7 protein-coding genes and 1 pseudogene are annotated in these 8,786 nt (G+C 31.4%); all 8 read left to right on the forward strand.

Annotated features, from left to right (window positions below; all coding sequences use genetic code 11):
• A pseudogene (locus ABY863_RS11250) lies at positions 1–373 on the forward strand (sodium:solute symporter); the annotation flags it as partial.
• Positions 374–447: 74 nt separating this feature from the next.
• Complete coding sequence (locus ABY863_RS11255; RefSeq protein WP_372794865.1) at positions 448–1,413, forward strand: glycosidase; 966 nt, start codon at positions 448–450, stop codon at positions 1,411–1,413.
• A 12-nt stretch (positions 1,414–1,425) separates the two neighbouring features.
• Positions 1,426–2,496 carry a carbohydrate-binding family 9-like protein gene (locus ABY863_RS11260; RefSeq protein ID WP_372794867.1) on the forward strand — a complete coding sequence of 357 codons (1,071 nt, stop codon included), beginning with the start codon at positions 1,426–1,428 and terminating at the stop codon, positions 2,494–2,496.
• A gap of 7 nt (positions 2,497–2,503) precedes the next feature.
• Positions 2,504–3,607: a family 10 glycosylhydrolase gene (locus ABY863_RS11265; protein WP_372794869.1), complete on the forward strand. Its 1,104-nt coding sequence runs from the start codon at positions 2,504–2,506 to the stop codon at positions 3,605–3,607.
• Between the two features lie 6 nt (positions 3,608–3,613).
• On the forward strand, positions 3,614–5,854 hold the full coding sequence (locus ABY863_RS11270; protein WP_372794871.1) for a GH92 family glycosyl hydrolase: 2,241 nt from the start codon (positions 3,614–3,616) through the stop codon (positions 5,852–5,854).
• A gap of 9 nt (positions 5,855–5,863) precedes the next feature.
• Positions 5,864–6,892, forward strand: coding sequence for a N(4)-(beta-N-acetylglucosaminyl)-L-asparaginase (locus ABY863_RS11275; RefSeq protein WP_372794874.1), 1,029 nt, complete (start codon positions 5,864–5,866; stop codon positions 6,890–6,892).
• Positions 6,892–7,878, forward strand: a complete 987-nt coding sequence (locus tag ABY863_RS11280; RefSeq protein WP_372794876.1) for a type I phosphomannose isomerase catalytic subunit — start codon at positions 6,892–6,894, stop codon at positions 7,876–7,878. Before ABY863_RS11275 ends, ABY863_RS11280 begins: the two co-directional genes overlap by 1 nt.
• A gap of 20 nt (positions 7,879–7,898) precedes the next feature.
• Positions 7,899–8,786, forward strand: an 888-nt coding sequence (locus tag ABY863_RS11285) for a beta-N-acetylhexosaminidase (RefSeq protein WP_372794878.1), incomplete at its 3' end; no start/stop codon positions are given.

Below are 8,786 nucleotides of genomic sequence, written 5' to 3' on the forward strand. Positions count from 1 at the left end.
AGCAATATACTTATTCCCAATAATATTTACGTTTTCTGTTTTAGGATCCTTTTTAGGAACTTTTTTAACCCAACCCACAAATATGAATACATTAAAGTCTTTTTATCAAAATGTACATCCTTGGGGTTGGTGGAAACCAGTTTGTTATGAATTAAAAAAAGAAGATCCATCCTTTACAAAGAATACAGAATTTTGGAAAGATATGGGTAATAGTGTAATCGGTATTGTTTGGCAATCTAGTATGATTGTTTTACCAATCTATTTTATTATTAGAGATTATCCTAAAGCATTAATCTCATTATTTGTATTTTTGGTAACCTCAATTATTTTAAAATATACATGGTTAGATAAAGTTAGAAAGCTTAAAAATTAAATGGTCAAAAAAAAATAATTAAAAAGGTATAAGTTATAATTATAAAAAAAGTTTAATTAAATAAAACATATAAAGTGAGTAGTATTCCTTGGCAAGAAAAACCTGAAAATTGTAATGATGTTGTTTGGAGATATTCTGAAAATCCAATAATTAAAAGAAATCACATTCCTTCATCTAACAGTATTTTTAACAGTGCAGTAGTTCCTTTTGAAGGAGGTTTTGCAGGTGTTTTTAGATGTGATAATAAAGCGGTTCAAATGAATATTTTTGCTGGTTTTAGTAAAAATGGAATTGATTGGAACATCAATCATGAACCAATTGTTATGAAATCTGGAAATACAGAAATGATTGATTCTGATTATAAATACGACCCTCGTGTTGTATTTATTGAAGATAGATATTGGATTACGTGGTGTAATGGTTATAACGGACCAACAATAGGTATTGGATATACATTTGATTTTAAAGAATTTTTTCAATGTGAAAATGCCTTTTTACCATTCAATAGAAATGGTGTATTATTTCCACAAAAAATAAATGGAAAATATGCCATGTTAAGCCGCCCAAGCGATAATGGACATACGCCATTTGGCGATATTTACATTAGTTATAGTCCAGATATGAAATACTGGGGAGAACATCGTTGTGTAATGAAAGCAACTCCTTTTGAAGATAGCGCTTGGCAATGTACCAAAATTGGTGCTGGACCAATTCCAATTTTAACTAAAGATGGTTGGTTAATGCTGTATCATGGAGTTATTAATACCTGCAACGGATTTAGATATGCTATGGGGGCTGCAATTTTAGATGAAAATCAACCAGATAAAGTTAAATACAGAACACAACCTTATTTATTAGGACCACATGTAAATTATGAGCAAGTAGGAGATGTTCCAAATGTAGTATTCCCTTGTGCAGCCTTACATGATATTGAAGATGATAAGTTAGCCATTTATTACGGTGCTGCAGATACTGTTGTAGCAATGGCATTTGGAAGAATTAGTGAAGTGATACAATATACAAAGGATAACAGTTTATAAAATCTAAATTTCATGTATTTAAAACTTAAATTTTCAACTCTTTTATTAGGCTGTTTTTCAATTATAAGTTGTGCGCAGTCTAAAAATGAAATTATACCTGAAAGTTATATTGCGTATAAAACTTCGGAAGAAATAAAAATTGATGGAGATGAAACGGATGTTTCTTGGAGTAAAGTAGCTTGGTCTGATTCTTTTATAGATATTGAAGGCGTTAAAAAGCCAACTTACAAAACACAAATTAAAATGCTTTGGGATGAAACTTATTTTTATGTGTTAGCAAAACTTGAAGAACCTCATGTATGGGGAGATATTAAGGAACATGATGCTATTGTTTTTTATAATAATGATTTTGAGGTGTTTATAGATCCAGATGGAGATACTCACAATTATTACGAGCTTGAAATGAACGCCTTAAATACAACTTGGGATTTATTTATAAGCAAACCCTATAGAGAAGGAAATGTTGTTTTAAATGATTGGAATGTTACCGGATTAAAATCTGCCGTGAAAGTAAATGGAACTTTAAACAATTCAAAGGATATTGATAAAGGTTGGGTGATTGAACTAGCAATTCCTTGGGCTGCATATAAAACATCTTATTTTGAAAAAAATGTTCCTATAGACAAGTTTTGGAGAGTTAATTTTTCAAGAGTGAATTGGAATTTTGAAATTATTGATGGAAAATATGAAAGAAAGAAAGATGCTGAAGATAATTTTTTACCTGAGAATAATTGGGTTTGGTCTCCAACAGGTGTGATAAACATGCATGAACCTGAAAAATGGGGATATGTTTATTTCTCTTCAAAAAAAGTAGGTGAGAAAGATAGTTTCAATATTCCACAAGATGAAAAAATTAAGTGGGAGTTGTACAAATTGCATAGAGCCCAAAAAGTTTATTTTGAAAAGCATCAATCTTATGCAAAATCAATAGATAGTTTAACAACTGTATCAATTATTGTGGATCATAAAACGTTAAAACCTTTAATTGAAAATCATAGTACAGGATACAATTTAACCATAATAAGTCCATTTTCCAATAAAACGTTAATAGTAAAAGAAGATGGTAAATTCATATCTAAATAAGTTAACAATGAAATTACACAAGTTATTATTTTTCGCGTTAGCACTAAGCATAGTTTCGTGCAAAGAAAAAGTAGAAAAGGAAAGTAGTATTGAAAAACCTAAAACCGAATTTGAATTTGGGGTTTGGATTTCCGCTAATAATGAAAAGTCTAATGAAGACTACGCAGCGGAATTCATTAAATATAAAAATGCTGGGATTGATGAGGTGTTAATAAATACGGGAACAGATCCATTTTTGTTAAAGAGAATTACTCCAATAGCAACAGAAAAAGGATTAAAAGTTCATGCGTGGATTATGGCTATGAATCGCCCAGGAGATTCTATTGCATTAAAACATCCAGAATGGTATGCCGTAAGTAGAGAAGGTAAATCTTGTTATGATACTCGACCATATGTAGATTATTACCAATGGTTGTGCCCAACAAGAAATGAATCACGAGAGCATATTTTAGGTTTGGTTGAAGAATTAGCAAAAGTTGATGGTGTTGAAAGTGTGCATTTAGATTATATTCGTTTTTCTGATATTTTCTTGCCTATTGGTTTATTGCCAAAGTATAATTTAATACAAGAAACAGAACTTCCACAATTTGATTTTTGCTACTGTGATGTTTGTGTGAGTGAGTTTGAAAAATTACACCATAAAAATCCGAGAGATATTCAAAATACTTCTATAGATATGGAGTGGAAACAATTTAGATTAAATGCAGTTAAAAAAGTAGTTGACGAAGCTTATGAAATTGTGCATAAATACAATAAAAAATTAACTGCTGCGGTATTTCCTTATCCAGAAATGGCAGACCATATGGTGCGTCAACGTTGGGATAAATGGACGATTGATGAAGTATATCCTATGATTTACCATGGTTTTTACAATGAAGAAATTGATTGGATTGGTTTTGCAACCAAACAAGGTGTGGAAGATGTAAAAGACAAGGGGATAAGCGTAAATACTGGAATTTATATGCCAGATTTTAAATCTGTTGAAGAATTAAAGGAAGCTATTTTATTAGCAAAAGAAAATGGAGCAAAAGGTGTTACATTTTTTGATGGACCAGCTTTAACTTCAGCATATTTAAAAGCAATTAAAGAAACAAAGGAAAGCTTAAAATAAAGGTTAATGAAAAAATACGGACTTGCATTTATCATAGTTTTGTCGCTTACTATTGGTTGTAGTAAACAAGAAAGGGGGTCGCTAAAACTAACCAATTATGTAAATCCTTTTATAGGAACTGATGGACCGGGGAATACCTATCCAGGTGCTACTGTTCCTTTTGGGATGGTGCAATTAAGTCCAGATATTGGTATTCCGGGTTGGGATAGAATCTCAGGATATTTTTATAAAGATTCTATTATTACCGGATTTTCCCATTTGCATTTATCTGGAACTGGAGCAGGTGATTTATACGATATTTTAGTAATGCCTACTAACAGTAAATTTTCAAAAAGAATAAAAGAAAATAATTTTAAGCCTTTTTCAAGTTTTTCTCATGAAAAAGAATCTGCCTCACCAGGTTATTATTCAGTTGATTTGTTAGACTATGGTATTAAAGCAGAATTAACAGCAACTGCAAGAACTGGAATTCATCAATTCACTTTCCCAAAAGATGATAAATCACAAATTCATATAGATTTAGGATATGCCTTAAATTGGGATAGTCCAACTGAAACTTATTTAAAAGTAGTGAATAAAACCACTATTGAAGGTTATAGAAAATCTACAGGTTGGGCAAAAGACCAACGAGTGTATTTTGTAGTTAAAGTATCTAAAGCATTTGATTCCTTCCAACTTTTTGAAAATGATTCATTAGTAACTTCTTCAGCTTTAGGGAAAAACACTAAAATAATTTTAAATTATAATACTTCTGAAAACGAACAAATAGTTTTAAAAAATGGTGTTTCAACAGCTAATATTGAAGGAGCCTATAAATCGTTGGAAATTGAAGCTCCAGATTTCAATTTTGAAAATTATAAAGCAAAAGCAAGTGAAGATTGGGAGCAAGAATTGCACAAGATTGAAATTTTAACTTCAGATGAAACTAAAAAGCAGCTATTTTATACTATGTTGTATCAATCTATGCTGGCACCAACGTTATTAAGTGATCTTAATGGAAATTACAAAGGAGCAAACGATACCATTGTAAAGGCTGAAGGATTTAATAGATACGACACGTTTTCTTTATGGGATACGTACAGAGCTGCGCATCCTTTATATACAATTATTCATCCAAAAAGAGTTTCAGATATGGTGAATTCTTTACTGGCTCATTATAAAGAAACTGGTTTGTTGCCAGTTTGGTCTATGCAAGGGAATGAAACAAATATGATGATTGGTTACCATGCTGTTCCTGTTGTTGTGGATGCTTATTTTAAAGGAATTGAAAATTTTGACATTGAATTGGCTTATGAAGCTTGCAAAGCAAGTGCTATGGACAATTCCAGACAAATTGGCGAATATAAAAAATTGGGTTATGTTCCTGTTGATGAATACCATGAAAATTGGTCGGTTTCTAAAACACTTGAATATGCTTATGATGATTGGTGTATTGCACAATTTGCAAAAGCTTTAGATAAAACTACAGACTTTGAATATTTTTTTAAACGTTCAGAAAATTGGCGAAATGTGTACGATTCTCAGAGCACATTTATGCGTCCAAAACTAAAAGACGGATCATTTGTGACAGCATTTATTCCAAAGGAATACACGCCCTATTTTTGTGAAAGTAACGCTTGGCAATATTTTTGGTCGGTTCCTCAAAATATTGAAGGCTTAGTTAAAGAAGTGGGTAAAAAAGAACAATTTGAAATGAAATTGGATACGATGTTTTCATTAAAACCACTTCCAGAAGATAAACTGCCAATATTTAGTACTGGAATGATTGGTCAATATGCACATGGAAATGAGCCAAGTCACCATGTTGCTTATTTATATAATTACGTTGAAAAACCTTGGAAAACGCAAAAAATAGTTCGAGAAATTTTAGAAACACAGTACAAAAATGCACCAGATGGACATTGTGGAAATGAAGATTGTGGACAAATGTCATCTTGGTACATATTTAGCTCATTAGGTTTTTATCCAGTGAATCCTGCACAAGGAATTTACAGTTTTGGCTCGCCTTTATTTGATAGCGCAACCATAAATTTAGAAAACGGTAAAAAGTTTATTGTTGAAGCATTAAATAACAATGCTAAAAATATTTATATCCAAAACATTGAATTAAACGGTAAACTAATAAATAGAAATTATATTACTCACAATGAAATACTTGAGGGAGGAAAATTGATTTTTACAATGGGTGAGTTGCCAAATAAAATGAGTACAAATACAATGGCATTATCGTCGAAAATATATAATTAAACTAAGTTTATGTCAGATAGAAGAGATTTTATAAAAAAAGCAGCTCTAGGAACTATTGGAATTAGTGCCTTAATGGGTTGTGGAGAGATATCAAGAAAAATTGAAGATGAATCAATGACAGCTAATGTAAATAACCAAAAAAAACCTTTGATTATTTCTACATGGAATCATGGCATACCCGCTAATGAAGAAACTTGGAAACAATTAAAAAACAGAAAACCAGCATTAGATGCTATTGAAGCAGGGTTAAAAATACCAGAAGCTGATCCAAGCATTAGAAGTGTTGGGTATGGTGGTTTTCCAGACAGAGAAGGAAAAGTAACTTTAGATGCTTGTATTATGGATCATAACAGTAATTGTGGTTCGGTTTCTTTTTTGGAAGGAATTATGCATCCCATTTCAGTTGCTAAAAAAGTACTGCTAAACACGCCACATGTAATGTTGTCGGGTCAAGGAGCACTTCAATTTGCATTATCTGAAGGTTTTGTTGAAGAAAATTTATTAACAGAAGCTTCAAAAAAAGATTGGGAAAAATGGTTAGAAGAATCTAAATATAAACCCGTAATAAATATTGAAAACCACGATACAATTTCTATGCTGGTTATTGATGAAGATGGAAACCTTTCAGGTGGATGCACTACAAGTGGTGCCGCGTGGAAAATGCATGGACGCGTTGGGGATTCTCCAATTATTGGGGCAGGTTTATTTTTAGATAATGAAGTAGGAGCAGCTGCTGCAACTGGTTTAGGTGAAGCTGTTATTAGAACTGCCGGAAGTGCAATGGTTGTTGAGTTAATGCGCCAAGGAAAAACACCTTTTGAAGCATGTAAAGAAATTGTAGAACGTATTTATAACAAACATAAATATCATAAGGATATGGAATATTTGCAAGTTGGATTTATTGCATTAAATAAAAACGGAGAACACGCTGGGTACAGTTTAAGATCTGGTTTTAATTATGCTATTTGTGATGAAGAAAAAGGAAATAGAATGGAAGATACCCAATTTAAAATGTCTTGGGATAATAAAGAAAAATAATGATGAATATAAATTATCCAATAAAATTTGAACCTATTTTAAAAGATAAAATTTGGGGAGGAGAGAAATTAAAATTACTTTTTAACAAAAAATCAATTGGAAATGATATTGGTGAAAGTTGGGAGGTTTCAGATGTAGATGGAAATATTTCTGTAGTATCTAATGGGGATTTAAAAGGTCAATCTTTACAAGAGATTTTAAGACTTTATAAAGATGAATTGGTTGGGAAAAATGTGTATAAAAATTTCGGAGATAAATTTCCATTATTAATAAAACTTATTGACGCAAAGGAGGCATTAAGTATTCAAGTACACCCTAATGATGTTTTAGCAAAAGAGCGTCATAATTCATTTGGAAAAACTGAAATGTGGTACATAATGCAGGCTGAAGATAGTGGTAATTTAATAGTCGGTTTTAATAAAGATTCTTCAAAAGAAGAATATATAGAACACCTTGAAAGTAAAAGGCTTTTAAAAATTTTGAATCTAGAAAAAGTTAAAAAAGGGGATGTATATTTTATTCCAACGGGTAGAATTCATGCAATTGGAGCTGGAGTTCTATTAGCAGAAATTCAGCAAACAAGTGATATTACTTATAGAGTGTATGATTGGGATCGCTTGGATGATGCTGGAAATTCGAGAGAGTTACATACCGAATTAGCTGCAGACACTATTGATTATAGTTCCGAGAAACAATATTCAACGGATTATAATACTGCTGAAAATGTATCCACTCCTGTTGTAAGTTGTGATTATTTTACCACCAATATAGTTGTTGTAAACGGTGAAGTACAAATAGATAATTCAGCTAAAGATTCATTTGTTATTTATATGTGTGTTGAAGGTGAAGTTATCATTAAATATGGTAATTCAAAGGAAGAAAAGTTGGTAAAAGGTGAAACGGTTTTAATGCCTGCCAGCCTAAAAAAGTATCAATTTAAATCTAGTGAGAATTCAGAATTACTTGAAGTGTTTATTAAAAATTAAAAGGATTTAATTATATAGAAATGGAGAAAATACATTATTTAAAATTGGTTGCAGTTGTATTGTTTGTGTCACTTGCTTCATGCAATATGCAAAATAGAACCTTTTCAGAAAGTGATATTCAAATTATTCCAAAACCAGCTGAATTAACGCTTACAAAAGGTGTTTTCAAATTTTCAGAAAGTACTAAATTTGTTGTTGGTAACGAGTCTCAAAAAGAAATATCAAATGCTTTAATTAATAAGTTTCAAAAAGCCACAGGCTGGAATTTAAATGTAATTGAAGAAATTCCTCAAAATGATTATGTTCAATTTATTACGGATGCTAGTTTTGAAAATGAAGCATACAAATTAGAGGTAACTAGCCAAAAAATTAGCATTACAGCTAGTGGGAATGCTGGTTTTATTTACGGATTGGAATCAATTCGTCAGTTACTTCCGGTAGCAGTAGAAAGTTCAGAAATTGTATCAAATGTGGAATGGATAATTCCAACTATTGTTATAAATGATAAGCCTCGTTTTAAATGGAGAGGGTTGATGTTAGATCTTTCTCGTCATTTTTTCGATAAAGAATATATAAAAGAAGTGATTGATGGTTTAGCAATGCATAAAATGAATGTATTGCATTTGCATTTAGTTGATGATCAGGGCTGGAGAATTAAAATTAAAAAATATCCAAAATTAACTGAAGTTGGTGCTTGGAGAGTCGATCAGGAAGATAAACATTGGAATGCAAAAGATCCAGTTGCATCAGGAGAAAAAGGAACTTATGGAGGGTTTTTATCTCAGGAAGATTTGAAAGAATTGGTGAAATATGGTCAATCCAAAAATGTAGAAATTATTCCTGAAATTGAGATGCCTGCTCATGTTTCAAGTGCCATTGCAGCTTATCCAGAATTGTCTTGTTTTGAA

This window comes from Lutibacter sp. (assembly GCF_041562875.1).
Taxonomy (GTDB): Bacteria; Bacteroidota; Bacteroidia; order Flavobacteriales; family Flavobacteriaceae; genus Lutibacter.

Coding starts and splice junctions, on each gene's coding strand:
- ABY863_RS11260 (WP_372794867.1), top strand. CDS start 1,426: ATGTATTTAAAACTTAAATTTTCAACTCTTTTATTAGGCTGTTTTTCA.
- ABY863_RS11265 (WP_372794869.1), top strand. CDS start 2,504: ATGAAATTACACAAGTTATTATTTTTCGCGTTAGCACTAAGCATAGTT.
- ABY863_RS11270 (WP_372794871.1), top strand. CDS start 3,614: ATGAAAAAATACGGACTTGCATTTATCATAGTTTTGTCGCTTACTATT.
- ABY863_RS11275 (WP_372794874.1), top strand. CDS start 5,864: ATGTCAGATAGAAGAGATTTTATAAAAAAAGCAGCTCTAGGAACTATT.
- ABY863_RS11280 (WP_372794876.1), top strand. CDS start 6,892: ATGATGAATATAAATTATCCAATAAAATTTGAACCTATTTTAAAAGAT.